This window comes from Mesorhizobium sp. LNHC252B00, from assembly GCF_000502955.1.
Classification (GTDB): domain Bacteria; phylum Pseudomonadota; class Alphaproteobacteria; order Rhizobiales; family Rhizobiaceae; genus Mesorhizobium.
This window is the reverse complement of the sequence record NZ_AYWO01000106.1, coordinates 1-625: the sequence shown is the minus strand read 5'-3', so window position 1 is coordinate 625 and position 625 is coordinate 1. Positions and strand designations below refer to the sequence as shown.

Below are 625 nucleotides of genomic sequence, written 5' to 3'. Positions count from 1 at the left end.
TTGCTCCGACACATCGCCGCGTGGCGAGACGATGGTGGCCTGGGGCGCGAGATCGCGCCCCAGCGAGACAAGCTGGCTCTCGTCGCCGCCAGTGCCGTGGACGACCAAAAGCAGCGGACCACCCGGCGAACCAGGCAGCACCTTGTGGGCGTAAGCGCCCTTGCTCATCGTCTCAGCCCTCCAACTTCTGCAGATGCTGTTCGAGATATGGCCGCAGATGCTGATGCTGGGTCGGCAGCTTCAGCGCCTCGCCGAGATGGGCGGTGTCCTCGTCCTTGTCGAAACCCGGCTCATTGGTGGCGACTTCGAACAGCACGCCACCCGGCGTGCGGAAATAGATCGCCCAGAAATAGTCGCGGTCGATCACCGGCGTCACGCCATAACCCGTATCCATCAGCGCTTTGCGCACTTCAAGCTGCTTGACGCGGTTCTCGACAGCAAAGGCCACATGATGGACGGAGCCGGCGCCGAGATCGGCGAAGGGTGCGGTCGGCAGCGCTTCGATATCGACGAAATCGGCGCCGTTGCCGTTCTTGACGGCGAGCCGCCTGATATTGCCTGACTTGTCGACCTCCTCGTAACCCATGAACTTCAACAACTCCTCGGTGGCGCCGCCATCCTTCAG

Annotated in this window: 1 protein-coding gene and 1 pseudogene; both read right to left on the bottom strand. The window is 62.7% G+C overall.

Annotation, left to right across the window (positions count from 1 at the left end; genetic code table 11):
- Positions 1 to 168 (bottom strand): annotated as a pseudogene (locus tag X744_RS1000000175835) (alpha/beta hydrolase); the annotation flags it as partial.
- A 4-nt stretch (positions 169 to 172) separates the two neighbouring features.
- Positions 173 to 625: VOC family protein (locus X744_RS139705; protein WP_023763247.1), on the bottom strand; the 453-nt coding region annotated here is incomplete at its 5' end.